Raw genomic sequence first — 26225 nt, 5'->3', positions numbered from 1 at the left:
GAAGTGGGAGCAGGACAGCGCAGATTCCGGCTGGGCATCCCCCCTGCGTCCGCGCCGGGCCGCCGCAGCTTCCCGAAGCGCCCCCTGCGTCTGCGCCGGGCCGCTGCAGCCGAAAAGACCAACGCGAACATTCCCCCCGATTGGCCGAAGAACCTCTTTTGGCCGCCTCAGCGCGGCGCGCCGGCGTCGAGGAACGCCGCGGCTTCCTCCTCGGCCAGCAGCTTCCGCAGCTGGCTGGCCGATGCGCGCGCCATGGGGCGCTCGTCGGTCGCCGACAGCGGGGCCTGGCGCAGCGTGTCGAGGGGGAGCACGGCCAGGTCGAAGGCGATGCCGTCGGCGTTGAACACCCACACCGGGGCATCGCGGTCGCGCACGCGATCCAGGCGCAGGCGTCGCCAGCTGGCCTCGGCGGGGATGCCGGCATCGGCGAGGAAGCGTGCAACCGCGTCGGGGTCGTCGGCATGCAGGTGCAAAGACACCGGCGTGTGCGCGTCGGCCGTGCCCTCGAGCACCCGTCCGACCAGGCGCGGATGGAAGGCGTGGAAGAATTCCAGGGCCTGCAGGGCCGCGCGCCGCCGCTCGTCCAGCGCCGCCGCCTGGGCGTCGCCCTGGAACAGGCGCTGGTACTCGCGCAGGGCTTCGTCGATCTCGCTGTTGCGCGGCAGCGACGCGTCGTCGCGGATGCCGAGGCGCTCGGCGGCCTTGAGCTTGGCCAGGTGGTGGTCGCGGATGCCGCCTTCCGCCATCAGCCGCGCGGCCTCGTGGGCCAGGCGATGGCGGCGTTCCTGGGTGCGTCGCTCGGCGTGCTGTCGGGCGCGGTGCATGCGGGACCCTCCGTCTGGTCCCGCAAGCCTAGCGGAAGCCTGCGTCAGAAGATGTCGAAGGCTTCTTCCGCGGGCACTTCGTCGTCGTAGTCGTCGAACGTCGTCTCCATGCGCTCCAGGTCCTCGGCCTTCACCCATTCGGTGATGCCACCTTCGCCGCCGGGAAGCAGGCGGCCACTGGCGCTGACCGAGACCTTGACCATGCCCTCGGGCGGCTCGTTCGCGGCGATGGGCATGCCTTCGAGCGCCACGCGCATGAAGTCGATCCAGATCGGCAGCGCGGAGCGGCCGCCGTATTCGCGGTTGCCGAGCGAGCGGTTGTCGTCGCGGCCGACCCAGACCACGGTCGCGAGGCTGCCGCCGAATCCCGAGAACCAGGCGTCACGGTGGTCGTTGGTGGAGCCGGTCTTGCCGCCCACGTCCTCGCGGCCCAGCACCTTGGCCGCGGTGCCGGTGCCGCGCTGGACCACGTCGCGCATCATCGACACCAGCTGGTACGCGACCCGGGGATCGATCGCGCGCGGCGCGATCACCGCGTCCGGGTCCGGGGCCGCGGCCGTCCGCGCGCTGCTGGTGGCTTCCACGGCGGAGGCTGCAGGCACCGACGGACCGAGGTTGAAGCCATCCACGACCGTGGCCGGCACGCCCGGCTGGCCGCCGGCGCCGCAACTGCGGCAGGCGACCGCCGGGTTCTCCTTGAAGATCACCTGGCCATCTCGATCGCGCACTTCGTCGATGAACCACGGGGTGACGCGGAAGCCGCCGTTGGCGAACACCGCATAGCCGCGCGTGATGTCCAACGGCGCCAGCGAAGGCGTGCCGAGCGAGATCGACAGGTTGGGCGGCAGCTCCGACTCGTCGAAGCCCATGTGGCTGATGTAGCGGCGCGCGTAGTCGACGCCGATGGCGTCGAGCAGGCGCACCGACACGAGGTTGCGGGAGCGAACCAGCGCTTCGCGCAGGCGCATCGGCCCCACGAACCGGCCGTCGTCGTTCTGCGGGCGCCAGTCCTGGCCGCGACGCATGCGGAACACCACCGGCGCATCGAGCACGATCGAGGCCGGATTGAAGCCGCGCTCGAACGCCGCCGCATAGATGAAGGGCTTGAAGCTGGAGCCTGGCTGGCGCCGGGCCTGCGTCGCGCGATTGAACTTCTGTCCGGCGAAGCTGAAGCCGCCGACCAGCGAACGCAGGGCGCCGGTGTCGTACTCGAGCGAGACGAGCGTGGCCTGCCCGCGCGGAAGCTGGTCCAGCTGCCACGCGGGTTTGGCATCGGCCGGCGGCGCGGCCCCGTCCTTGCCCTTGGGTTCGATGCGACGCACGCGGGTCAGGTCGCCGCGCTTGAGCAGGGCAGCGGGGCTCTTGCCGGTCCAGCGGCTCGAGGCCGCATCCAGGGTCACCACGGTGCCGTCCGCCAGCACCACGTCGGCGGTGCCTGCGTCGGCGCGCAGCACGATCGCGGGCAGCAGGCCAGACTGCGCCGGGATCCCGCGCAGGCGTGCGGACGCGGTGGCCGCATCCTCGTCGGCCGACAGCTCGAAGGTCTGCTCGACCTTCGACCAGCCATGGCGATGGTCGTACGCCGACAGGCCGTCGCGCACGGCCTTGTCGGCGGCCGCCTGCATCACCGGGTCGATCGTGGTGGTGACGTGGTAGCCGCGGGTCAGGACGTCGCCGCCGTAGCGCTCGATCATCTCCTGGCGGACCATCTCGGCCACGTAGGGGGCGTACACCTCGACCGGGCGCTCGTGCGGACGCGCGTGCATCTCCACCGCCTGCGCCGTGGTCGCTTGGGCGCGCGTGATGAAGCCCAGGTCGGCCATGCGTTCGAGGACGTAGTCGCGGCGGATCTTCGCGCGCTCGGGGTTTGAGATCGGGTTGCCGCTGGACGGGAACTTCGGGATCGCGGCGAGCGAAGCGACCTCGTCGAGGTCGAGTTCGGCCAGCTCCTTGCCGTAGTAGAACTCGGCCGCGGCGGCGACGCCGTAGGAGCGGTTTCCGAAGAAGCTCTTGTTGAGGTACAGCTCGAAGATCTCGTCCTTGCTGAGCTCGCGCTCCATCTTCATCGCGAGCAGCATTTCCTCGAACTTGCGCGTGTAGCTCACCTCGGGGCTGAGGTAGAACTGGCGCGCCACCTGCTGCGTGATGGTCGAGCCACCTGGCACGCCTTCCTTGGAGCCGGTCTTGGCGATCAGCCAGACCGCGCGCGCCACGCCCTTGTAGTCGATGCCTTCGTGCTCGTAGAAGCGGTTGTCCTCGATCGCGATGAAGGCCTGCTTGACCGCCTCGGGGACCTTGGCGATATCGACCGGATAGCGGCGCATCTCGCCGAACAGCGCCATCAGGCGGCCGTCGCGGGCGTAGACGTACATCGGCTCCTGCAGCTCGATGTCGCGCAGGCTCTCGACCTCCGGAAGGCGGGACGACACCACGTAGTAGATGCTGCCCGCGGCCAGCAGGCCGAGCAGGATGGCGACGGCGGCGAGCAACAGCAGCCAGCGGAACAGGCGGCGGAAACGTGACATCGATGGATCCTGGGAGGGATGGCCCTTGGCGGGCCGTGTGGAGTCGCGCAGTATATATAGGAGCTGCTGCGGCCCGGACGGCCAAGCGGCGAGGGGTGACGCAACGCGTCAGGACGTGACCAAGCGCGCAATGCGGCACGGTTTCGTGTGCCGCTTGTTGCCAACCGGTAAAAACTCCGTTATCTAATGCGTCGGGGCACGAAGCGCACGTAAGCGCCCGTGACATGGGGAGAAAAGCGTGGGGCTGATCACAAAAAGCCAGGCACCGCTGGTCGGGGTCGATATCAGTTCGACAGCGGTAAAGCTGTTGCAGCTGTCCCGGTCCGGTGACCGGTACAAGGTCGAACACTACGCCGTCGAGCCGCTGCCGCCGAACGCGGTGGTCGAGAAGAGCATCGTCGAGGTCGAGGCCGTCGGCGAGGCGATCCGCCGCGCGATGTCGCGCTCCGGCAGCAAGGCGAAGCACGCCGCCGCTGCGGTCGCCGGTTCCGCGGTCATCATCAAGCTGATCCCGATGCCCGCCGACCTCGACGAGGACGAGATGGAGTCGCAGGTCGAGCTCGAGGCGGTCAACTACATCCCGTATCCGATCGAGGAAGTGAACCTCGACTTCGAAGTGCTGGGCCCGATGCCCGGCAATCCCGAAATGGTGCAGGTCATGCTCGCGGCCTCGCGCTCGGAAAGCGTGGAGATGCGTGCATCCGCCCTCGAACTCGGCGGGCTCACGGCCCGCGTCATGGACGTCGAGGCCTTCGCGATCGAGAACGCCTTCGCGCTGCTGGCGGGCACGCTCAACGTGCCGCGCGACGGCATCGTCGCCCTGGTCGACATCGGCGCGACCATGACCACGCTCAGCATCCTGCGCAACGGCCGCAGCCTGTACACGCGCGAGCAGGTCTTCGGCGGCAAGCAGCTCACCGACGAGGTGATGCGCCGCTACGGTCTTTCCTACGAGGAGGCGGGCCTGGCCAAGCGCCAGGGCGGACTTCCGGAAAGCTACGAGATCGAAGTGCTGGAGCCCTTCAAGGAGGCGCTGGTCCAGCAGATCAGCCGCCTGCTGCAGTTCTTCTACGCCGGCAGCGAGTTCAACCGCGTCGACCAGGTGGTGCTGGCCGGCGGCTGCGCCTCGATCAGCGGCATCGCCGAGATGGTCGAGGAGCAGCTCGGCGTGCAGACCACGGTGGCCAACCCGCTCGCGCAGATGACGCTCGGGTCCCGCGTGCAGGCGCACGCGCTGGCCCAGGATGCGCCGGCCCTCATGATCGCCTGCGGACTGGCCCTGAGGAGCTTCGACTGATGGCACGCATCAACCTCCTCCCGTGGCGCGCGGAGCGCCGCAAGCAGCGCCAGAAGGAATTCGGCGTCATGCTGGGCTTCGCGGCGCTGGCCGGCCTGCTGCTGTGGTTCCTCGTCAACGGCTATTACAACGCCCAGATCGACGGCCAGAACGCGCGCAATACCTACCTGCAGGAGCAGATCAAGCAGGTCGAGGCCAGCATCACCGAGATCGACGAACTCGACCGCCAGAAGGCCCGCCTGCTGGCGCGCAAGGAAGTGATCGAGCAGCTGCAGGCCAACCGCTCGCAGATGGTCCACCTGTTCGATTCGCTGGTGCGCACCATTCCCGACGGCGTGGTGCTGACCAACATCAAGCAGGTCGGCGAGGCGCTGACCCTGGAAGGCCGTTCGCAGTCCAACGCGCGCGTCAGCACCTACATGCGCAACCTCGAGGGCTCGGGCTGGATGACCAAGCCGGATCTCTCGATCATCGAGGCGCGCGACGGCGTGGCCGGGCTGCCCTATGCCTTCACCCTGGCGGTGCAGCTGGCCAATCCGAACGCGCCCAAGGACGAGGACGGCGACGGCATCCCGGATGCGGTCCCGCCGGTCGATGCGGCGCCCGCCGCCGATGCACCTGCCGAGTCCGCACCGGTTGAAACCGCGCCCGTGGCAGAAGAAGGAGCCGCCTCGTGAGCAAGCGCAAGATGTCGCTCAAGGAGCTGGACTTCAACAACATCGGTTCGTGGCCACGCGAGTACCGGATCGGGTTCTGCGTCATCGTCGGCCTGCTGATCTTCGGCCTGCTGTGGTGGGTGCTGACCCGCGACAAGGGCGACCAGCTCGAGGGCCTGGAGCGCACCGAATCCGACCTGCGCGCAGAGTTCGAGACCAAGCAGGGCCGCGCCGCCAACCTGGAGCCGCTGAAGCTCCAGCTGGCGCAGATGGAGCAGCAGCTGCAGCAGATGCTGCGGCAGCTGCCGAGCCGCACGGAGATGCCCGACCTGATCGTGGACATCTCGCAGACCGCGCTCGCCACCGGCATCCAGAACGAGCTCTTCCAGCCCGGTCCGGAGACGCCCAAGGAGTTCTACGCGGAGAAGCCGATCGCGCTGCGCATGGTGGGGAGCTACCACCAGTTCGGCGCCTTTGTCAGCGGCGTCGCCTCGCTGCCGCGCGTGGTGATCATGACCATGCACGACATCCAGCTGCGACCGCGCGGCGGTGACAAGGATCCACGCGCCGGAATCCGGCCCGATTCCCCGCTGGAGCTGGCGGGCACGGTGAAGACCTATCGCTATCTCGACGAGGAAGAAGCGGCCGCGCAGGAAGCCGCGGCGGCCGCCGCAGCAGCCGGGGGGAGCCGCTGACATGGGGATGACATCCAATGCGCTCCGCGGCCTGGTCTGCCTCGCCGCCGTCGCCGCCCTGGCGGGTTGCGGCCGGGGCATCACCAGCGAGCCTGGTGGCGCGCCGAATCTCGAGGAGTGGGTGGCCAACGTGCGCGCCCGTCCGGCGCCGCCGCTCGATCCGCTCCCGGTCATGCAGCAGTTCGAGACCTTCGAGTACGCCGCGCAGGGCATGCGCGATCCGTTCAGCGCGGCCTTCACCAACGAAGGCAGCGGCAGCGGCCCGCGTCCGGACTCCAACCGCCGCAAGCAGACGCTCGAACAGTTCCCGCTCGACGGCCTCGACATGGTCGGGTCGCTGGGCGCGGGCAGCTCGCTCAAGGCGCTGGTCCTGGCGCCGGACAAGGTCACCTACCAGGTGAGCCCCGGGGTGTACATGGGCCAGAACGACGGCCGCGTCACCAGCGTTTCCGAAGACCGTATCGAACTCGTCGAACTCGTGCCCGATGGCGCGGGCGGCTGGCTGGAAAGGCCTGCCTCGATTGCGCTCGAAGACAATTGATTAGGGGAAGCCAGATGACCTTCACCAACGCGCAACGCCGTTCGTCGACCCAGCGGGCCCTGCCCCTCCGGGCAGGCGCCTGCGGACTCCTCGTCGGCCTGCTCGCCGCCCTCGGCCCGGTCAGCGCCGCGCCGGCCCCGGGCGTGCCCGTGGCCAGCTTCGCCCAGGCCTCCGCGGTCGCCGTGGATCCGGCCAAGCAGGTTCCGGCCGAAGTGGCCGTGGCCGGTATCGACTTCAAGCGCGGCGACGGTGGCGCCGGCAAGCTGGTGCTCCGCTTCGACGGCGAGGGCGCGGCCCCCGACCTCCGTACCGAAGGCGGCACCGTCATCGTCAACGTCGGCAATGCCTCGCTGCCGGCGTCGCTGCAGAAGCCGCTCAACGTGACCGACTTCGCCACGCCGGTGCAGCGCATCGACGCCAACCAGGGCAGCAAGGGCACGCAGATCGTGCTGAGCACCCAGGGTGCCTTCGAGCCACTCGCGTACCAGACCGGTCGCGACTACATCGTCGAGATCGTGCCGCGCGCGGAGGCGGCCCCGGGTCGCGCCGTCGGCGGCGCCGCGGCCAACACGGTCGCGGCCACCGGCCAGACCGCGGTCCAGGCCGCCGCACAGGGCGACACCCGCGCCTACCGCGGCCGTCCGGTCACGTTCAACTTCCAGGACGTGCCGGTTCGCACCGTGCTGCAGCTCATCGCCGAGCTGTCGGACCTGAACATCGTCGCCAGCGACAGCGTGACCGGCAACGTGACCCTGCGCCTGATCAACGTGCCGTGGGACCAGGCGCTGGACATCGTCCTGCAGGCCAAGTCGCTCGACAAGCGCCGCAGCGGCAACGTCGTCTGGGTGGCGCCGCAGGCCGAGATCGCGAAGTTCGAGCAGGACATCGCGAATGCGCGCCTGGCGCTTGAAGAGCGCGCGGAGATGGTCACCAAGTACATCCCGATCTCCTACGGCAGCGCCGAGGACATCGCCAAGCTGCTGACCGACGAGAGCAAGAACAGCCAGGGCGGCGGGGGCGGCCAGGGTGCGTCGAGCCGGGGCTTCCTGTCCTCGCGCGGCAGCCTGAGCTTCGACCGCCGCACCAACACGCTGCTGGTCATCGACATCCCGAACCGGGTGGAGGAGATCCAGAATCTGGTCAACGAGCTGGACAAGCCGGTGGACCAGGTCGTGATCGAGTCCCGGATCGTGATCGCCAACGAATCTTTCGCCCGGGATCTCGGTGCGCGCTTCGGCGTCCGTGGCGTGAAGGACCGACTGGTAACGTCCGGCTCGCTGGACAGCAACAACACCCTGGTCAACAGCCTGATCGATGCCGCGACCGATCCGGAAAAGACGCCAACCTGGGGTCCATATGACCGGGGTCTGAACAACGACTTCTCGATTCGCAATCTCAACCCCGGTTCGATCGCCTTCACCATCCTGGGCAACACCATCAACTGGGACCTCGAGCTCCAGGCGCTGCAGCAGGAGCAGCGGGGTGAAGTCGTGTCCAACCCGCGCGTGGTCACCAGCAACCAGCGCGAGGCAGTCATCCGCCAGGGCCGCGAAGTCGGCTACCTGACGGTCACTGGTGGCCAGAGCAACAACGTGCCGACCGTGCAGTTCAAGGAGGCGCTGCTTGAACTGAAGGTCACGCCGACCATTACCGCGGATGGGCGCGTGTTCCTCAACCTCGCAGTCAAAAAGGACGAGATTGAAGACTTCACGGAGATCACGGGCTTCGGTTCGGTTCCCAATCTCGCGAAGCGTGAGGTCACGACGGCGGTGTTGATCGAGGACGGGCAGACCGTGGTGATTGGCGGCGTGTATGAGTTCAGCGACCGCAACTCGGTTTCCAAGGTGCCGTTCCTCGGCGACCTGCCGATCCTTGGGAATCTGTTCAAGACGAAGGGTCGCTCCAAGGCCAAGGCCGAGCTGCTGATCTTCGTCACCCCGCGCGTCCTGCGCGTGGCGCCGCGCAGCTACTGATCGGATCCAACAGCGTCATCCACGACGGGGCCTTCGGGCCCCGTCGTCGTTCCGGGACCAGGTGGCTTGAACCATTGCCCCCCGATCGGGTCAAACTGGCCCCGGCGCAGTCGGCGCCGCCAATCCGCATGCCATGGACATCTCTTCTTCCGACGAGGGCGCCCGCCTGCACGGCCTGTTCACCGGCCTGCGCGACGCGCTGGCCGCCGAGATCATTGGCCAGTCGGCGCTGGTCGAGCGCCTGCTGGTGGCGCTGCTCGCCGACGGCCACCTGCTCGTCGAGGGTGCGCCCGGCCTGGCCAAGACCAGCGCGATCCGCGCGCTGGCCGCGCGCGTCGAGGCCGACTTCGCGCGCCTGCAGTTCACCCCGGACCTGCTGCCGGCCGACCTGACCGGCACCGAGGTCTGGCGCCCGCAGGACGGGCGCTTCGAGTTCCTGCCGGGCCCCGTCTTCCATTCGCTGCTGCTGGCCGACGAGGTCAACCGCGCGCCGGCCAAGGTGCAGTCGGCGCTGCTCGAGGCCATGGGCGAGCGCCAGGTCACCGTCGGCCGCCAGACCTACGCGCTGCCCGAACTGTTCTTGGTCATGGCCACACAGAATCCGATCGAGCAGGAGGGCACGTTCCCGCTGCCGGAAGCCCAGCTCGACCGCTTCCTGATGCACGTGCGGATCGGCTACCCCGAGGCCGAGGCGGAAACCGCCATCCTGCGCCTGGCCCGGGAGCGCGCGATCGCGGCCCTCGAGGCTCCGTCCGTCCCCGCGCAGCGGATCCCCCAGGCCGACGTGATGGCGGCACGCTCCGCGGTGCTGGCGCTGCACATGGCCCCGGCGGTGGAGCGCTACCTGGTCGAGATCGTGCTTGCCTCGCGGGATGCGGGCCGCTACGACGACGCCCTTGGGCGTCGCATCGCCTGGGGCGCGAGCCCGCGCGGCTCGATCGCGCTGGAGCGCTGCGCGCGGGCGCATGCCTGGCTGGCGGGCCGGGATTTCGTGACGCCCGACGACGTGCGCGCGATGGCGCCCGACGTGCTTCGCCATCGCGTGCTGCCGAGCTACGAGGCCACGGCCGAAGGCTGGGATGGCGAACGCCTGGTGCAGGCCCTGCTGGCGCAGGTGCCGTTGCCGTGACGGGTCCTGGTGTGCTGCATGTGCTGGGCGCGCGACTCCGGCGCCCCGGCGCTGCGGCCGCGCTGGCCGCACGCGGCACCGGGGTCGCCGGACCGTCGGGAGACGAAAGCGATCGCCACCGCGAAGGCGTGGTGCCCACGCTTGCCGAACTGATCGCCCTGCGCGGCCTCGCGCATGCGCGCGGCGGTGCCCGGCGCGGCATGTCCGGCGTGTGCACGCAGGCCCCCTCGATGCTGCGCGGCCGCGGCATGGAGTACGCCGAGTCGCGCGGCTACGCGATCGGCGACGACGCCCGCCACATCGACTGGCGCGTGACCGCGCGCACCGGCAAGCCGCACACCAAGCTGTTCCAGGCCGAACGCGAGCGCACCACGCTCCTGGTCTGCGACACCGCGCCGGCGCTCTATTTCGGCACGCGAGCCCGCTTCAAGTCGGTGCAGGCCGCGCGTGCCGGCGCGGTCGCCGCCTGGCGCGCGGTGGCCGAGGGCGACCGCATCGCCGCCCTGCGCGGCAGCCACGCGGCGCCACCGGTGCCGGCGGCGTCCGGTGCCCGCGGCGCGCTGCGCGTACTCGATGCCCTGGTGCACTGGTACGCACGACCTGCGGACGACGACGCCGGACTCGAGGTGGCGCTCGACCAGGCGCGGCGGCTGCTGCGTCCAGGCTCCAGGCTGCTGGTGCTCGCCGATCCTGCGAGCGTGGCGGCCATCCCCGACGAACGCTGGCCGGCGCTGGCCGCCCACCACCAGGTGGACGTGGTGATGCTGACCGATCCGCTGGAGACCGATCCGCCCAGCGGGCTGCTCGGGTTCGCGCCCGCGGGACGCGAGGCCGGCGACGCGCACCGCGTCGACCTCGACCTCGCGGACCCGGCCCAGCGCAGGCGCTGGCAGGACGCGTTCGCCAACCAGGTGTCGACGATCACCAGCGCGCTCGCCGCCCGCGGCGTGCGTGCGGTCACGCTGCCCGGCAACGCGCCGAGCGATGCCTGGCTGGGTGCACCCGGGATGGGGCGACGCGGATGAGCGACGGCCTCGTCCTGCGCGACCTCCATCTGTCCACGGGCCCGTCGTGGTGGCCGCCGGCGCCGGGATGGTGGTTCGTCGCCGGCGCGCTGCTGGTGCTCGCCGCATGCGTGCTGGGCCTGCGGCTGCGGCGCCAGCGCCGTCGCCGGCGCCTGCTGGCGCTGTTCGATGCGGAAACCTCCGGCACCGACGCCAACGCGACCGTCGCCGCCATCTCCTCGCTGCTGCGCCGTGCGGCACGCCGCGTCGATCCGGGCGCCGACCGTCTCGACGGCCAGCCCTGGCTGGACTTCCTCGACCAGGGCCGCGAGGCACGTCGCTTCGACGGCGCCCGCGGCGCGCTGCTGCTGGAGGGCGCCTACCGCCCCGGCCTCGACCCGGACGAGGTCGCCGACCTGCGCGCGGCGGCGCGCGAGCGCTTCATCGAGTGGATGGCGCGCCGCTGATGGACCTGACCGCCGCATTCGGCCCCTTCGCGGGCTTCGCCTGGCCCTGGCTGCTGCTCGCGCTGCCGCTGCCGTGGCTGCTGCGCGCCATGCTGCCACCGGTGCGGGAGGGCGGTGCGGCGCTGCGCGTGCCGTGGTCGGCCGGACGACTGTCGGCGCTGGCCGAGGGGGTGCACGGGCGACCGCGCGTGCACGGCACGCCCTGGCTGGCCTGGTCCGGCTGGGCGCTGCTGTGCCTCGCGGCCGCGCGCCCGATGGCCTGGGGCGAGGCCGTGCAGCCGCCGCAGGTCGCGCGCGAGCTGATGCTCGCCGTCGATCTCTCGGCCAGCATGGGCGAGCGCGACATGCTGGTGGGCGACGAGGTGGTGGATCGGCTCGCCGCGGCCAAGGCCGTTATCGCCGACTTCCTCGATCGCCGCGAAGGCGACCGCGTCGGCCTGCTGGTGTTCGGTCGGGGTGCCTACGTGCTGGCGCCGGCGACCGCCGACCTCGCGACCGTGCGCGAGCAGCTGATGGCCACCGAGGTCGCGCTGGCCGGGCGCGAGACCGCGATCGGCGACGCCATCGGACTGGGCGTGAAGCGCCTGCAGGCCCAGCGCGGCGGCGAGCGCGTGCTGGTGCTGCTCACCGACGGCGTCAATACCGCCGGCGTGCTGGATCCGGTGAAGGCCGCGGACATCGCCCGCGACTCCGGCGTGCGCATCCACACCATCGCCTTCGGCGGCGACGGCGAGCAGCTGTCGGTGTTCGGCTTCCGGCTGCCCTCGGGCGGGAGCGAGATCGACGAGGCCGCGCTGGCGCGCATCGCCGACACGACCGGCGGGCGCAGCTTCCGCGCCCGCGACACCGCGACCCTCGCCGGGATCTATGGCGAGATCGACCGCATCGAGCCGGTGGAGGCGCGCGGCGAGGCGGTGCGCCCGCGCCTGGAGCGCTACCACTGGCCGCTGGCCCTGGCGCTGGCCTGCGGCCTGCTCGCGGCCGGACTCGCATGGCGGAGGCGCGGACGATGACGCTGGCGATCGGCGAACTCCAGTTCCTGCGCCCGGCCTGGCTGCTGGCGCTCGTGCTGCTGCCGGTGCTGGCGCTGGCGTGGCGCAGGCGCGCGCGCGATCGCAGCGGCTGGCGCACGGCGGTGGATCCGCACCTGTTGCCGCACCTGCTCGAGCGTGGCGGCGGCGTGCGCCGCGGCGCATGGGCGGGCGTCGGCGTGCTGGCCGGCCTGGGCCTGGCGATCGTCGCCCTGGCCGGACCGGCCTGGCGCACGGTGCCGCAGCCGCTGCAGGCCGGCGGCGGCGCGCTGGTGCTGGCGCTCGACCTGTCCAGCAGCACGCTCGCCAACGACCTGCAGCCGTCGCGACTGGCGCAGGCGCGGGCCCGCCTCGACGCGCTGCTGCGCGCGCACGCGGGCGACGTGGCGCTGGTGGCCTATGCCGACGACGCCCACGTGGTGTCGCCCCTGACGCCGGATCCGGCCAACGTGGCGGTGTTCCTGGACGCCCTGTCGCCCGACGTCATGCCCGTCGACGGCCAGCGTGCCGGACCCGCCATCGACCTCGCCGCCGACCTGCTGCGGCAGGCCGGCCACGTGCGCGGCGGCATCCTGCTGCTGGCGCCCGCCGCAGACGCCGGCGCGGTGCGTGCGGCGGGGCGCGCCGCGGGGCGGGGCTACACCGTCTCGGTGCTCGCCATGGGCACGGCGGCGGGCGCCGGTTACCGCGGGCGCGACGGCGAAATCCACCGCACCGCGCTCGATGTGGAGTCGCTGCGCGCGCTGGCGGCCGCCGGCGGCGGACGCGTGCACGCCTGGGACGAGGCGCCGGCGCAGGTCCTGGCCGGCCTGGACGCGGCCGGCGGCGCGGCCGGCGGGTCCGTGGCGGGCGCGGGCCGGGTGCGCGAGGACGGCGGCTACTGGCTGCTGCCGCTGGCCATGCTGCTCCTGCTGCCGGCGTTCCGGCGCGGCGGGGTGCTCGCGGTGCTGGCGCTGTGCCTGGTGCTGCCGCTGCCACCCTCGCTCGCGGCAGAAGGCGACGCACCGGCCGCCACCGCCTGGCGGCGGGCCGACCAGGTCGCCCATGCCCGCAGCGCCGAGGCCGAGGCGGCCTACCGGCGGGGGGATTTCGCCGCCGCCGCCCGCGGCTTCGCCGGGCTGCCCGGCGCCGATGCCGCCTACAACCGCGGCAACGCGCTCGCCCGCGCCGGCCGCTACGAGGAGGCGATCGCCGCCTACGACGACGCCCTTGGCCAGTCACCGGGAATGCCCGACGCCCTCGCCAACCGGGCCGCCGTGGAAGCCGCGATGCGGCGCGATCCGCCGCCTGGCGCTGGCCGCGGCGGCGACAGTGCCCCAGACGCGGGCGAGGGTGGCCGCGGCGACGGCCGCGATGCCGGCGATCGCGGCGACGACGGCCACGCCGACCCCGACGACGACCCGGGCAGGGAGCTCGACGGCGACGACTCCGGCCCGCAGCCGCCCCCGCGCAAGGACGCCGGCGCCGAAGGGACGCCGCCGCAGGCCGGCGAGGCCGGGCCGGACGCCGCGGACCGCGCCCGCCAGCAGGCGGCCGATGCCGCCCAGCGCGAGGCCATGCAACGTGCGCTCGATGCCGCCGACGCCGAGGGCGCGGGCGCCGAAGGCGACGACGAGCGCAACGTCGCCGGCCAGAGCGCGTCGACCGCCGCCGACGAGCGCGAACAGGCCAATGCCGCGTGGCTGCGGCGCGTCCCCGACGACCCGGGGGCGCTGCTGCGCGCGCGCTTCCGCAACGAACACCTGCGCCGCCGCGCAGGGGAGCGCTGATCCATGCCGAATCCGTCCGCCACGTCCCGCGGCATCGTCTGCTGGCTGCTCGCGCTGGTGCTGGTCCTCGCGCCGCAGCTGGCGACGGCCGAGGCCCGCGCCTGGCTCGATCGCGACCGCATCGAGCTCGGCGAGACCGTCACGCTCAACATCGAGACCGATGGCGGCGGCCGCCCCGACTACGGTCCGCTGGGCCAGGAGTTCCGGATCGAGCAGCGCAGCAGCCGCCAGTCCCTGGTGACGCGCAACGGCCAGCCGGTGACGCGCACGCTGTACGCCGTGGCGCTGCAGCCCGGGCGCGAGGGTCGCCTGGCGATCCCCGCGCTGCGCGTGGGCAGCGAACGCACCGCGCCGCTGACGCTGACCGTCGTTCCCGCGAGCGTCGCGCAGCCGCGCGCGCGCGGCCCCGCCTTCATCGAGGCCGAGGTCGACGATCCCTCGCCCCATGTGCAGCAGGCCGTCGGCCTGCGGCTCAGGCTGTACTACTCGGCGCAGCTGCTGTCCGGCCAGCTCGACCAGCCGTCGGTGGATGGCGCGGGACTGCAGCGCGCCGGCAGCGACCTGCAGTACACGCGCGAGGTGGGCGGGCGCACCTTCCAGGTGGTGGAGCGGCGCTACCTGCTGATCCCCGAGCGCAGCGGCCGGATCACGCTGCCGCCCGCCACCTTCCGCGGCCGCGGCGTCGGCGGCTGGCTGGACGACCTGTTCGGCGATGGCCAGCGCGCGCTGTCGGCCGAAGGGCCGGCGCTAGCGCTCGACGTGCAGCCGGTGCCCGACGGCGCGCCGCGCCCGTGGCTGCCGCTGCACGGACTGCAGCTGCGCTGGCTGCAGACACCGGATGCCGCGCGCGCCGGCGATGCGTTCACCGTGGAGCTCGAGCTGGTCGCCGACGGCGCCACGGCGGCACAGCTGGAACCCCCGATGCTGGTGGCCGACGCGGGCGCGCAGGTCTTCCCCGAGCCCGCGCAGCACGATGAAACCATCGAGGACGGGCGCCCGCGCGTGCGCATGGTGCGCCGGTTCTCGGTGCTGCCCGCGCGTGCGGGCCCGCTGCGCATCGAGGCGCCGGCGATGGCGTGGTGGGACGTCGGCGCCGATCGCGCGCGGACGGCCACCGTGCCAGCGCTCGAGCTCGACGTGGCCGCGGTGGCGGGCGGCGCTGCCGCGCATGACGCGGGCGCTTCCCTGGCGAGCGATGCCGGGCCCTGGGTGCGCCTGCCGGGCGTGCAGGGTCCGGTGCACCGCTGGGCCCTGGCCACCGTGGCCTTCGCGCTGCTGTGGCTGGTCACCCTGGCCTGGGCGCTGCAGTGGCGCCAGCGGGGGCTTGTCTTGGCTGCGGACGCGGTTGCCGGGACGCCGTCGCGACGCCCGGGCGGCCAGGCCGCGTCTCGCAGCAGCCACGGGCCCGCGCTGCGCACGGCGCTCGATACCGGTGATCTCGGCGAAGTCGCGGCGGCACTCTGCGCGCTGGCGACGCCCCCGGTCGCCGACCTCGACGCCCTGTCGGCGCGGCTCGCACCGGGGCCGCAGCGTGAAGCCATCGCAGGCTTGCAGCGCGCGCGCTGGGGGCAGGACGGGGCAGGCGCCGCGCAGGCGCGGGCGGCCGTCCGCGCCGCCTTCATGCGCGGTCCGGACTGGCTTGACGGCGACGATGCCGGCGACGACGGGCTCCTGCCGCCGCACTATCCCCGCTGAAGGGCGGATGCGCCGCTTTGCTAAGCTCCGCGGTCCACACCGTTCCGGGGAACACCGCATGACCGAGCCGACCGCGCCCGCCAGGCAGCGCATGCCGCTGCACTGGAAGATCGCCATCGGCTTCGTTGCCGGCCTCGTGCTCGGCCTGTTCGTGCACTACGGGATCGGTCGCGACGCCGGCTGGGTGCAGGCCCTGACCCAGTACGCCACCCAGCCGTTCTCGACGCTGTTCCTCAGCCTGATCTTCATGATGATCGTGCCGCTGCTGTTCTCGGCGCTGGTGGTCGGCGTGTCCGAGATGGGCGACGTGCGATCGCTGGGGCGCATCGGCTGGAAGACCCTGGTCGCGACCGTGGTGCTGTCCGGCATCGCCGTGCTGCTCGGCCTGGTGATGGTGAACGTGTTCAAGCCCGGCGTCGGCGTCGACCCGGTGCTGGCGCAGCAGCTCCTGGCCGAGGGCGCCGAGCGCACCGAGGCCATCGTCCGCGACAGCGGCGCGCAGCCCACCGGCGTGCAGATGCTGCTCGACATCGTGCCGCAGAACGTGGTCGGCGCCGCCGCCAACAACGCCAACATCCTGGCGCTGATGTTCTTCGCGCTGATGTTCGGCGTCGGCATCGTGATGAGCCCGGACTCCGCGCCGATCCGCACCCTGCGCCGCGGCATCGAGGGCCTCTTCGAGGTCTCGATGACCCTGATCGGCCTGATCATCCGCCTGGCGCCACTGGCGGTGTTCTGCTTCATGTTCAACCTCGCCGTGCTGTTCGGCTGGGACCTGCTGCTGCGCCTGGGCGCCTTCGTGCTGGTGGTGGTGGGCGCGCTGGCGCTGCACATGCTGGTGACGTATTCGCTGGCGCTGAAGTTCGTCGGCGGCTATTCGCCCTGGAAGTTCTTCAAGGGCGTGCAGGAGGCGATGCTGATGGCGTTCTCCACCGCCTCGAGCAACGCCACGCTGCCGACCGCGCTCAAGGTCGCCGACCGGGACCTCGGCCTGCCGAACAAGGTCTCGCGCTTCGTGCTGACCATCGGCGCCACCGCCAACCAGAACGGCACGGCGCTGTTCGAGGGCGTGACCGTGATCTTCCTGGCGCAGTTCTTCGGCGTCGACCTGACCCTGGGCCAGCAGTTCATGGTGATGCTGGTGTGCATCCTCGGCGGCATCGGCACCGCCGGCGTGCCCTCGGGCTCGCTGCCGGTGGTGGCCCTGATCTGCGCCATGGTCGGCGTGCCGCCGGAGGGCATCGGCCTGATCCTGGGCGTGAACCACTTCCTCGACATGTGCCGGACCACGGTGAACGTGACCGGCGACCTGGGGATCGCGGCCATCGTGTCGAAGGGCGAGGTGGACCCGCCGGCCGGGCTGGCGGACGACCCGCCCGGAACGACCGCCTGAACCCGGCCCGCGGGAGACGCGGGGGGCGGGGGATGGGACAATGGCGGCTTCGCCCGCCGTCCCCAGCCTCCCGAGACCATGACCAGCCCCAGCCGCCGCGACCTCGCCAACGCCATCCGCATCCTCGCCATGGACGCCGTCCAGGCGGCCAACTCCGGCCATCCCGGCATGCCCATGGGCATGGCCGACATCGCCGAAGTGCTGTGGAACGACTACCTGAACCACAACCCGGGCAACCCGAAGTGGTTCAACCGCGACCGCTTCGTGCTCTCCAACGGCCACGGCTCGATGCTGCAGTACGCGCTGCTGCACCTGTCCGGCTATGACCTGCCGATCGAACAGCTGAAGAACTTCCGCCAGCTCGGCTTCCGCACCCCGGGCCACCCGGAGAACTTCGTCACCGACGGCGTCGAGACCACCACCGGGCCGCTGGGCCAGGGCTTCGCCAATGCCGTCGGCTTCGCGCTGGCCGAGAAGCTGCTGGCGCAGCGCTTCAACCGCCCCGAGTTCGCCGTGGTCGACCACCGCACCTGGGTGTTCCTCGGCGACGGCTGCCTGATGGAGGGCATCTCGCATGAGGCCGCGTCGCTCGCCGGGACCTGGGGCCTGGGCAAGCTGGTAGCGTTCTGGGACGACAACCGCATCTCGATCGACGGCGACGTCGAGGGCTGGTTCACCGACGACACCCCGGCCCGCTTCGAGGCCTACGGCTGGCGCGTGATCCGCGGCGTCGACGGCCATGACGCGAAGGCGATCAAGGCCGCGATCGACCAGGCGATGCAGCACGACGACCGGCCGGTGCTGGTCTGCTGCCGCACCACGATCGGTTTCGGCTCGCCGGCCAAGGCCGGCAGCGAGTCCTCGCACGGCGCGCCGCTGGGCAAGGACGAGATCGTCGCCACGCGCAAGGCGCTGGGCTGGGAGCAGGGCGACTTCGAGATCCCGGAGGCGATCTACGGCGGCTGGCGCGCGAACAACGCGGGCACCGTGCGCGAGGACCAGTGGAACCGCCTGTTCGATGCCTATGCGCAGCGCCACCCGGAGCTGGCCGCCGAGCTGAGTCGCCGTTCGCACGGCGAGCTGCCCGAGGGCTTCGCCGCCGCCGCCGATGCGTACATCGCCAAGCTGCAGGCCGACAGCCCCAAGGTCGCCTCGCGCAAGGCCTCGCAGATGGCGATCGAAGCCTTCGCGCCGCACCTGCCGGAACTCGTCGGCGGCTCGGCCGACCTCGCCGGCTCCAACCTCACGCTGTGGAGCGGCAGCAAGTCCGTGGCCGGCGACGACCCGGACGCCAACTACGTCTATTACGGCGTGCGCGAGTTCGCGATGACCGCGATCTCGAATGGCCTCGCGCTGCACGGCGGCTTCATTCCCTACGACGCCACCTTCCTGGTGTTCAGCGACTACGCCCGCAACGCGGTGCGGATGAGCGCGCTGATGGGCGCGCATGCGATCCACGTCTACACCCACGACTCCATCGGCCTGGGCGAGGACGGCCCGACCCACCAGCCGATCGAGCACCTGGCCAGCCTGCGCGCGATCCCGGGCAACGACGTCTGGCGTCCCTGCGACGCGGTCGAGTCCGCGGTGTGCTGGAAGGCCGCGATCGAGCGTCGCGACGGCCCCGGCTGCCTGGTGTTCTCGCGCCAGAACCTCGCGCCGCAGGCGCGCGACGCCGCCCAGGTCGCGGCGATCGCACGCGGCGGCTACGTGCTGAAGGATTCCGTCGGTGCGCCGGAGGTCATCCTGATCGCCACCGGCTCCGAGGTCGGCCTGGCGATGGACGCCGCCGCGCAGCTCGGCGACAAGGTGCGCGTGGTCTCGATGCCCTCGACCGACGTCTTCGACCGCCAGGACGCGGCCTACCGCGAGTCGGTGCTGCCCAACGCCTGCAGGAAGCGCGTCGCCATCGAAGCCGGCATCACCGACTTCTGGCGGAAGTACGTCGGCCTCGACGGCGCGGTGGTCGGCATCGACCGCTTCGGCGCCAGCGCCCCGGCCGAGGTGCTGTTCCCGCACTTCGGCTTCACGGTCGAGGCGGTGGTCGACGCCGCGCGCGCGCTGTAACGCGCGCAGGGGGAGGCGGGATCATGGCGCAGCGCGACTGGGTGGCACGCGCCATCCACACCATCGAGGCCGACTTCAACCGCTCGGCCGACACCCACCTGATCCCGATGCCGCTGCCGGGCTATCCCGGCATCGACGTCTACCTCAAGGACGAGTCCAGCCACCCCACCGGCAGCCTCAAGCACCGGCTGGCGCGCTCGCTGTTCCTGTACGCGCTGGCCAACGGCTGGCTGCGCGAGGGGCGGCCGGTGGTCGAGGCCTCCAGCGGATCGACCGCGGTCTCGGAGGCCTACTTCGCGCGCCTGCTCGGCCTGCCGTTCATCGCGGTGATCCCGGCCAGCACTTCGCCGGAGAAGATCGCCGCGATCGAGTTCCACGGCGGCCGCTGCCACCTGGTCGAGCGCGCCTGCGACCTCGACGCCGAATCGCACCGCGTCGCCGCCGAAACCGGCGGCCACTTCATGGACCAGTTCACCTACGCCGAGCGGGCGACCGACTGGCGCGCCAACAACAACATCGCCGAATCGATCTTCCGGCAGATGGCCGAGGAGCCGCATCCGGTGCCGACCTGGATCGTGTGCAGCCCGGGCACCGGCGGCACCGCGGCGACGCTCGGCCGCTACGCGCGCTACCGCCGCCACGACACGCGGGTGCTGTGCGCCGACCCCCAGGAATCGGTCTTCCACGCCGCCTATCGCGCGGCGCTGGCCGGCGCGCCCTGGCGCGATTTCACCCATCCCTGCGGCTCGCGCGTGGAAGGCATCGGCCGCCCGCGGGTCGAGGCGAGTTTCATCCCGAGCTGTATCGACGGCATGGTCAAGGTGCCCGACGCCCTGGCGCTGGCGGCGATGCGCCACGTCAGCGCCACGCTCGGCCGCCGCGTCGGCGGCTCCACCGGCACCAACTTCGTCGGCGTGCTGCACGCCGCGCGACGAATGGCCGATGAAGGCCGCAGCGGCTCCATCGTGACCATCCTCTGCGACAGCGGCGAGCGCTACGCGCACAGCTATTACGCGGCGGAGTGGTACGCGGCCAACGGCATCGACATAGACGGCACGGACGCCACCATCGCAGCCGCGGTCGCGGGTGGGCGCATCGAGGGGCTGGAGGCGCTGGGCGAGGCCTGAAGCCTGGTTTGAAAGCGTCTGGCCACGGATTACGCGGATTACGCGGATCCGTGCAAGGCCAGCCCCATCAGCACGTGCTTGGCAGCCAAGGCTCTTCCCAAAGATTCCAGCCACGACCTTGCCTCGGCCAGATCCGCGTAAATCCGCGTAAATCCGCGCAATCCGTGGCAAATCTTTGCTCCAATCCCTGACCAGCGCGCCCCCGCACCCCCCTTGACACCGCCTCCGTTTACGCCTGTAATCGATTCAAGCGTTTACGGGCGTAATCGATATGCCGATCAGCGACTCCGAATCCGTGGTGATGGACGTGCTCTGGGCCGAGCATCCGCTGGCCTCCGAGGACGTCGTCGCGCGTCTGGCCGGGCACAGCGACTGGGCCGAGCCCACCATCAAGACCCTGCTCAACCGGCTGCTGAAGAAGGGCGCGGTGCGCGCCGAGCGTGACGGTCGCCGCTATCTCTATTCGCCGGTGCTCACCCGCGAGGCCTGGGTGGCCAACCGGAGCGAGGGCGTGCTCGATCGCCTGTTCGGCGGCCGGGTGGCGCCGCTGGTGGCGCACTTCAGCGAGCGCGGCAAGCTCAGCCGGGCCGATATCGACGAGCTGCGCCGGCTGGTGGAGGAGCTCGACGATGAGCGCCGCTGAGGCCGTGCTGCGCTGGCTGGTGGAAGGCAGCCTGGCCACGGGCGCGGCCGCGCTGCTGGTGCTGGCGCTGCGGCGTCCGCTGCGTCGAGCCTTCGGTGCGCGCGTGGCCTATTCGGCCTGGGCGCTGGTGCCGCTCGCACTGCTGGTCACACTGCTGCCGCGGCCGGAAGCCGGGCAGCTGCTGGCGCCGGCGCTGGCGGCCCTGCATCCGGGTGCGCTGCTGGTGGTTCCGGAGCAGGTCGCCCCGGCCGCGGCGTCGGCGGACGGACCCGGGTGGGCCAGCGTGCTCGCCGCCGTCTGGCTGTTGGGCGCCGTGGCCGTGGCCTGGCGCTTCGCCGGCCAGCAGCGCCGCTTCGTCGCAGCCCTGGGCCGTCTCGAGCCCGACGCCGAAGGCCACTGGCGTGGCGACGGCGTCGAAGGTCCGGCGGTGGTCGGCGCGTGGCGCCCGCGCATCGTCCTGCCCCTGGCCTTCGAGCAGCGGCACGGGTGCGAGGAAGCCGTCCTGGTCATCGCCCACGAGCGCGCCCACCTCGCCCGCGGCGACACCCGCGCCAACCTGCTGGCCGTCGCGCTGCGCTGCCTGCAGTGGTTCAACCCCGTCCTGCACCTGGCTGAGCGGCGCTTCCGCCTCGACCAGGAGCTGGCCTGCGACGCCACCGTGCTCGCCCGCCATCCCCATGCCCGCCGCAGCTATGCGGCCGCGATGTTGAACGTGCAGCTGGCCGTCCCTGGACTGCCGGTCGGCTGCCATTGGCAGTCCAGCCAATCCCTGAAGGAGCGCATCCAGATGTTGAAACAGCCGCAACCCGGCGCCCTGCGCCGCCGCACCGGACTCCTGGTGCTGGGCGCAGTGCTCGCCGGCAGCAGCTATGCCGCCTGGGCCGTGCGTCCGGCGGCCCCGCCGCCACCGGCGACACCGTCGACACCTGTTGCAGCGGCCATGTCCGCTGCGACGAAGGCCCCGGTCCCGCCCCCTGCACCGGCGGCACCGCCGGCGCCGCCCATGCCAACGGCACCGGCCGCGCCGCCGGTACCGTCTGCCCCTCCGCCACCTCCGCCACCTCCGCCACCTCCGGCACCTCCGGCACCGGCTCCCGCAGCGCCGGGCCATGTCCTGCCGACGGCGATTGCCGCCACCTCCGGTCCCAGCGCGATCAACCGCACGCCGCCGCCGAAGTATCCGGCCGAGGCCGCCGCGGCGGAGGTGGACGGGCGCGTGATCCTCAAGCTGCTCGTCCGCACCGACGGCACGGTCAAGGACGTGGTGGTGGAGAGATCCGAGCCGGCCGGCGTGTTCGACGCCGCGACGGTGGAGGCTGCCCGGATGTGGACGTTCGATCCGGCCACCGAAGACGGCAGGCCCGTCGAACGCTGGGTACGCGTCCCGGTCGACTTCCGGTCGTCGGAAGATGAGGCGGTCGCCCCGGCGCCCGGAGGCGGCAGCGGCGCCTGAGTGGCTGCCCGGCTCGCGGCCGCCCCCCACGGCGGCCGCGGCCCGTGGCATCGATGCGCGATCGAAGGGAGGCCCGCGCTTCAGTCCAGGCGGTGCGTCGCCTCCGCCAGCTGCTGCACCTCTTCGGCGCGATGACTGACGTAGAGCATCGGCAGCCGCACCTCGTCGCGCACGCGCTGCAGGTAGGGGATCAGCTCCTCGCGCCGGGCCTGGTCGAGCGCCGACAGCGGTTCGTCGAACAGCAGGATCGCCGGCTGCGAGAGCAGGGCGCGGCCGATGGCGACGCGCTGCGCCTCGCCGCCGGAGAGGTTGGCGGTGCGGCGCCGCAGCAGGGCCTCGATGCCGAGCAGGGACACCACCGGCTCGAGCCCGAAGCGCGGGCCTTCGCCGCGTCCGGCGTGGCGGCCGTAGAGCAGGTTGGCGCGTACGTCGAGGTGCGGGAACAGGCGCGCGTCCTGGAAGACGTAGCCCACGCGCCGGCGATGGGCGGGCAGGTCGATGCCGCGCGCGCTGTCGAACAGCACCCGGCCGTCGACCTCGATGCGGCCCGCGCGCGGCTTCACCAGCCCCGCGATCGCGTTGAGCACCGTGGTCTTGCCGGCGCCCGAGGGCCCGGTGAGCGCGACCACGCGGGCCGCGTCCTCGATCCGGACGTGGCGCCGGAAGCGGCCGCGCCTGAGTTCGACGTCCAGGCTCAGCATGCCGCGGGCTCCGCGTCCGCCGTGATCGCCGCGCCGGCCATGCGGGATTGCCCGCGCTTCACGCCTCGTCCCCCTCGTCGCGGCGGCCGTGCTGCCTGCGCACCAGCCACTCCGAGGCCAGCAGCGCCAGCAGCGAGATCAGCACCGCCACCAGCGCCAGGCGCCAGATCCCGGTCTCGCCGCCGGGCACCTGCATCAGTTCGTAGATCGCCGACGACAGCGTCTGCGTCTCGCCGGGGATGTTCGACACGAAGGTGATGGTGGCGCCGAACTCGCCCAGGGCCTTGGCGAACGCGAGCACGCCGCCGGCCACGATGCCGGGCCAGGCCAGCGGCAGGGTAACGGTGGCGAAGACGCGCCAGGGGCTGGCGCCGAGGGTGGCGGCGGCCTGCTCCAGGCGATGGTCGACGGCCTCGATCGACAGCCGGATCGCGCGCACCATCAGCGGGAAGCCCATGATCGCGCTGGCCAGCGCCGCGCCGGTCCAGCGGAACGCGAAGGTGAGGCCGACGTGCTCCGCCAGGAACGCGCCGATCGCGCCCTGGCTGCCGAAGCTCACCAGCAGCGCATAGCCCACCACCACCGGCGGCACCACCAGCGGCAGGTGCACCAGTGCGTCGAGCAGCGCCTTGCCCGGGAAGCGCCGGCGCGCCAGCACCCAGGCCACGGCGATGCCGGCCGGCAGGCTCGCCAGCGCCGCCACGCAGGCCACCTTCAGGCTGAGCGTGATCGCGGCGAATTCGGCGGGACTGAAGTCGGGCATGTGCGGCGGGGGCTCGCGTCGCCTGCCTCAGCGGAGGCTGAAGCCGTGGCGCAGGAAGATCGCGCGCGCCCCGGGCCGCTGCAGCCAGGCGACGAAGCCGGCCGCGTGCGGATGCCGGCTCGCGGCCACCCGCGCCGCGGGATACACGATCTGCGGATGCGAGTCCGCGGGGAATGTCGCCAGCACGCGCACGCGCGGTTCCGCCCGGGCGTCGCTGGCGTAGACCACGCCCAGCGGCGCCTCGCCGCGCGCGACCAGCATCAGCGCCGCGCGCACGTTCTCCACGCCGGCCACGCGGGGCTCGAGCGCCGACCACATGCCCAGCGATTCGAAGCCGGCCTTCGCGTACTTGCCCGCCGGCACGCTGTCGACCATGCCCAGCGCGATCCGCCCGCGCTCGCCGAGCAGCGGGCGCAGGTCCAGGCCCTCCCGCAGCGCGAGCGGCTTCGCCTTGGACGCCGCGGGCGCGATCAGCACAAGGGTGTTGCCGAGGAGTTCGCTGCGCGTCGCCGCATCGACCAGGCCCTGTGCCTGCAGCCTGTCCATCCAGTCGAGGTCGGCGGATACGAAGACGTCGGCCGGCGCGCCCTGTTCGATCTGCCGCGCCAGCGCGGAGCTGGCCGCGTAGGACACCCGCACGGCCTGGCCGGTCCCGGCCTGGTACGCGGCCGCGGCCTCGTCCATCGATTCCTTCAGGCTGGCGGCGGCGAACACGGTCAGCGGCGCATCCGCGGCGCGCGCGGCGCCGGGCGCGGCCAGCGCGGCCGCGGACGCGAGCAGCAGGGCGCAGAGCGTGGCGAGGGCGCGGAGGACGTCCGGCATCGATGGCGTCCGCGGCTGGCGGCGCCCGCCGTGGTGCCGCGTGCGGGCGCCGGCGGGGCGGGGGGGCTCGACTGCAGGCGCAGCCCGGGTCACGGCGCCCGGGTCGGCGGCGCCAGCGCGTGGTTGAGCAGCTGCGCCAGGCGCAGTCCGGCGTCGCGCAGGCGCTGTTCGGCCAGCGGCAGGCGTTCGTCGAGGAAGGCCTCGTCGATCACGTGCACGCCCTCGGCCGGGTAGGCCTTGCCGTCTTCCACCAGCCGGCAGGATTCGAGCGCCCACTCCAGCACCGGGCGGTCGGACTGCAGGGTCGGGTCGGACGACGGCAGGTGTTCCAGCAGGGCCTCGGCGTGGTCCTCCGCGGACAGGTCGCGGCGCTCGATGATGGTGCCGTCCCAGATGCGGTGCAGGTTGCTGCCTTCGCCGCCCAGGTTGACCTGGTAGTCGTTGCCGCCCTTGTCGTCGCGCGGGCTGGCGTGCATCGGCTGGTGCAGGTCGCCGACGAAATGCACCAGGAACTTCAGCGCCATGGTGCGCTCCGCGGGATCGCGGCGGGTGTCGGCGAGGATGCGGTACAGCCGGTTGGTCTGGGTGACGACGCAGTTGTCGCCCTTGCAGTCGCGCGGGGGTTCGAAGCCGCAGCGGCCGTCGAAATTGATGTAGTGCCACTTCGCCGAGCGCTTGCCCAGCTCGGGCTCGTTGTCGCGCAGCTCGTCGGCCCAGGTGGCCACGCCGGCCAGGGTCGGGTCGGCTTCGCCGGCAAGCAGGCGCTCGACTTCCACGCGGGCGGCCGGACTGAGGCCGGCGTCGGCGATGTGGGCCACGATGCGGTGGCCCTTCGCGCTCCAGGCGGAGGCGTCGCCGGCGACGAACGCGCAGGCGAGGGCGAGGACGGGGAGGAATCGGGTCATCGGGCGGTCACGGTAGGGGCGCATGCGGCGATTCTAGCCGCACGCGCCCGGCGTCGCCGTGTGGATCAGAAGCGCATGACGTAGGCGGCGCCATAGACCAGCGGGTCGATCTCCGCGGTTCCCAGCGCCGCGCCGTCGAGCTTCACGTCGCTGTCGATGTCCATCCAGCGCACGTCGACGCGGATCGCGCCCTTCTCTCCGACCTTGAAGTCGAGGCCGGCGTGCAGCGCCAGGCCGAACGAGTCGTCCAGCTCCAGGTCCGAGCCGGCGAGCGCGCCGCGGGTGTCCTCGCTGAAGAAGGTCGTGTAGTTCAGGCCCACGCCCAGCAGCGGCGAAACCTTGCCCGCGCTGTTGAAGTGGTACTGCAGGCTGATGGTCGGCGGCAGGTGCTTGGTGCTGCCCACGCGGCCGAGGCCGTCGATGTTGATGTCGTGCTGGAAGGGCAGGGCGGCCAGCACTTCCAGGCCGAGGTTGTCGCGCAGGAAGTATTCGAACGCGATCGTCGGGCGGGTGCTGGAGCCGATGTCCAGCGGCAGGGTGCCGCCGGCGAGGGCGCCGTTGTCGGAATCCGGGTTCACCTGGTGGGCGCCGATCGCGACCGTCCAGTCGCCGGCGGACTGGGCGAGGGCGGCGGGGGCGGCGAGGACGCCGGCGAGGGCCAGGGCGAGCAACGGCAGGGTCTTGCGGGGCATGTGCGTGCCTTCTTGGTGTGGGAGTGGCGCCATCCTGCGGGGCGCCGTACCGC

General features: G+C 72.1%; 23 protein-coding genes. 16 read left to right on the top strand and 7 right to left on the bottom strand.

Annotation, left to right across the window (positions count from 1 at the left end):
* Positions 1-167: 167 nt before the first annotated feature.
* Positions 168-824, bottom strand: a complete 657-nt coding sequence (locus tag H9645_RS08410) for a coiled-coil domain-containing protein (RefSeq protein WP_191729243.1) — start codon at positions 822-824, stop codon at positions 168-170.
* A gap of 44 nt (positions 825-868) precedes the next feature.
* Positions 869-3349 (bottom strand): penicillin-binding protein 1A, encoded by a 2481-nt coding sequence (locus tag H9645_RS08405; protein WP_191729242.1) that lies wholly within the window; start codon positions 3347-3349, stop codon positions 869-871.
* A gap of 238 nt (positions 3350-3587) precedes the next feature.
* Between H9645_RS08405 and H9645_RS08400 the strand changes: the two genes are divergently transcribed.
* From H9645_RS08400 to H9645_RS08330, 16 genes are all read left to right on the top strand, one after another.
* Entirely contained in the window at positions 3588-4646 is a 1059-nt protein-coding gene (locus H9645_RS08400; RefSeq protein WP_191729241.1) for a pilus assembly protein PilM, read from the top strand.
* Entirely contained in the window at positions 4646-5323 is a 678-nt protein-coding gene (locus H9645_RS08395) for a PilN domain-containing protein (protein ID WP_191729240.1), read from the top strand. The genes H9645_RS08400 and H9645_RS08395 overlap by 1 nt, the downstream gene beginning before the upstream one ends.
* Positions 5324-5334: 11 nt before the next feature.
* Complete coding sequence (locus tag H9645_RS08390; RefSeq protein WP_225218131.1) at positions 5335-5997, top strand: type IV pilus inner membrane component PilO; 663 nt, start codon at positions 5335-5337, stop codon at positions 5995-5997.
* A gap of 7 nt (positions 5998-6004) precedes the next feature.
* On the top strand, positions 6005-6538 hold the full coding sequence (locus tag H9645_RS08385) for a pilus assembly protein PilP (RefSeq protein WP_191729264.1): 534 nt from the start codon (positions 6005-6007) through the stop codon (positions 6536-6538).
* Between the two features lie 14 nt (positions 6539-6552).
* On the top strand, positions 6553-8511 hold the full coding sequence (locus tag H9645_RS08380; RefSeq protein WP_191729238.1) for a type IV pilus secretin PilQ: 1959 nt from the start codon (positions 6553-6555) through the stop codon (positions 8509-8511).
* A 133-nt stretch (positions 8512-8644) separates the two neighbouring features.
* Positions 8645-9640 carry an AAA family ATPase gene (locus H9645_RS08375; protein ID WP_191729237.1) on the top strand — a complete coding sequence of 332 codons (996 nt, stop codon included), beginning with the start codon at positions 8645-8647 and terminating at the stop codon, positions 9638-9640.
* Positions 9637-10665: a DUF58 domain-containing protein gene (locus tag H9645_RS08370; RefSeq protein WP_425490220.1), complete on the top strand. Its 1029-nt coding sequence runs from the start codon at positions 9637-9639 to the stop codon at positions 10663-10665. The genes H9645_RS08375 and H9645_RS08370 overlap by 4 nt, the downstream gene beginning before the upstream one ends.
* Positions 10662-11111, top strand: coding sequence for a DUF4381 domain-containing protein (locus H9645_RS14200; protein ID WP_225218103.1), 450 nt, complete (start codon positions 10662-10664; stop codon positions 11109-11111). The genes H9645_RS08370 and H9645_RS14200 overlap by 4 nt, the downstream gene beginning before the upstream one ends.
* On the top strand, positions 11111-12124 hold the full coding sequence (locus H9645_RS08365) for a vWA domain-containing protein (protein WP_225218102.1): 1014 nt from the start codon (positions 11111-11113) through the stop codon (positions 12122-12124). The genes H9645_RS14200 and H9645_RS08365 overlap by 1 nt, the downstream gene beginning before the upstream one ends.
* On the top strand, positions 12121-13911 hold the full coding sequence (locus tag H9645_RS08360; protein WP_191729235.1) for a VWA domain-containing protein: 1791 nt from the start codon (positions 12121-12123) through the stop codon (positions 13909-13911). The genes H9645_RS08365 and H9645_RS08360 overlap by 4 nt, the downstream gene beginning before the upstream one ends.
* A gap of 3 nt (positions 13912-13914) precedes the next feature.
* The gene (locus tag H9645_RS08355; RefSeq protein WP_191729234.1) at positions 13915-15606 is read left to right on the top strand and encodes a BatD family protein; all 1692 of its coding nucleotides are present in this window, start codon (positions 13915-13917) and stop codon (positions 15604-15606) included.
* Positions 15607-15664: 58 nt separating this feature from the next.
* Complete coding sequence (locus H9645_RS08350; RefSeq protein ID WP_191729233.1) at positions 15665-16999, top strand: dicarboxylate/amino acid:cation symporter; 1335 nt, start codon at positions 15665-15667, stop codon at positions 16997-16999.
* A gap of 78 nt (positions 17000-17077) precedes the next feature.
* Positions 17078-19066 carry a transketolase gene (gene tkt, locus H9645_RS08345; RefSeq protein ID WP_191729232.1) on the top strand — a complete coding sequence of 663 codons (1989 nt, stop codon included), beginning with the start codon at positions 17078-17080 and terminating at the stop codon, positions 19064-19066.
* A 23-nt stretch (positions 19067-19089) separates the two neighbouring features.
* On the top strand, positions 19090-20193 hold the full coding sequence (locus H9645_RS08340) for a PLP-dependent cysteine synthase family protein (protein ID WP_191729231.1): 1104 nt from the start codon (positions 19090-19092) through the stop codon (positions 20191-20193).
* A gap of 271 nt (positions 20194-20464) precedes the next feature.
* Entirely contained in the window at positions 20465-20836 is a 372-nt protein-coding gene (locus tag H9645_RS08335; RefSeq protein ID WP_191729230.1) for a BlaI/MecI/CopY family transcriptional regulator, read from the top strand.
* Positions 20823-22289 carry a TonB family protein gene (locus tag H9645_RS08330; RefSeq protein WP_191729229.1) on the top strand — a complete coding sequence of 489 codons (1467 nt, stop codon included), beginning with the start codon at positions 20823-20825 and terminating at the stop codon, positions 22287-22289. The genes H9645_RS08335 and H9645_RS08330 overlap by 14 nt, the downstream gene beginning before the upstream one ends.
* Before the next feature lie 80 nt (positions 22290-22369).
* On the opposite strand, the gene H9645_RS08325 is transcribed toward H9645_RS08330, so the two are convergent.
* From H9645_RS08325 to H9645_RS08305, 5 genes are all read right to left on the bottom strand, one after another.
* On the bottom strand, positions 22370-22990 hold the full coding sequence (locus H9645_RS08325) for an ATP-binding cassette domain-containing protein (protein WP_191729228.1): 621 nt from the start codon (positions 22988-22990) through the stop codon (positions 22370-22372).
* Between the two features lie 58 nt (positions 22991-23048).
* Positions 23049-23753 (bottom strand): molybdate ABC transporter permease subunit, encoded by a 705-nt coding sequence (gene modB, locus H9645_RS08320; protein ID WP_191729227.1) that lies wholly within the window; start codon positions 23751-23753, stop codon positions 23049-23051.
* A 27-nt stretch (positions 23754-23780) separates the two neighbouring features.
* Positions 23781-24575 carry a molybdate ABC transporter substrate-binding protein gene (gene modA / locus H9645_RS08315; protein ID WP_191729226.1) on the bottom strand — a complete coding sequence of 265 codons (795 nt, stop codon included), beginning with the start codon at positions 24573-24575 and terminating at the stop codon, positions 23781-23783.
* Positions 24576-24664: 89 nt separating this feature from the next.
* Positions 24665-25480, bottom strand: coding sequence for a S1/P1 nuclease (locus H9645_RS08310; RefSeq protein ID WP_191729225.1), 816 nt, complete (start codon positions 25478-25480; stop codon positions 24665-24667).
* A 65-nt stretch (positions 25481-25545) separates the two neighbouring features.
* On the bottom strand, positions 25546-26172 hold the full coding sequence (locus tag H9645_RS08305) for an OmpW/AlkL family protein (RefSeq protein ID WP_191729224.1): 627 nt from the start codon (positions 26170-26172) through the stop codon (positions 25546-25548).
* Positions 26173-26225: the final 53 nt, after the last annotated feature.

The sequence above is a fragment of the Luteimonas colneyensis genome (assembly GCF_014836665.1).
GTDB lineage: Bacteria > Pseudomonadota > Gammaproteobacteria > Xanthomonadales > Xanthomonadaceae > Luteimonas > Luteimonas colneyensis.
This window is presented reverse-complemented; position numbering and strand designations above follow the sequence as displayed.